The 231-nt window shown below is 61.0% G+C and carries 1 protein-coding gene; it reads left to right on the top strand.

Annotation, left to right across the window (positions count from 1 at the left end; all coding sequences use genetic code 11):
- A partial coding sequence (locus Ga0451573_RS19600) for a DUF1800 family protein (RefSeq protein ID WP_231685899.1) occupies positions 1–231 on the top strand: 231 nt, incomplete at both ends.

Below are 231 nucleotides of genomic sequence, written 5' to 3'. Positions count from 1 at the left end.
CGGCAACGGCAAACCACATCGCCACAAAGCTCTGCCGCCATTTCATCGCCGACACACCCCCGCAGGCAGCCATTGATCGGATCAGCAAGGCGTTTCTTGCCTCCGGCGGTGATTTACCGGCGGTGTATCGAGCGCTCGTCGAAGCACCGGAGGCATGGGCAGTGCCGTCTACCAAGATCAAGACTCCCTGGGAATGGCTGGTTTCAGCCATGCGCGGGCTGGATTATCCCG

Source organism: Phosphitispora fastidiosa (assembly GCF_019008365.1).
Lineage (GTDB): Bacteria > Bacillota > Thermincolia > Thermincolales > UBA2595 > Phosphitispora > Phosphitispora fastidiosa.
The sequence above is the reverse complement of the archived record's forward strand: the minus strand, read 5'-3'. Positions and strand labels throughout refer to the sequence as shown.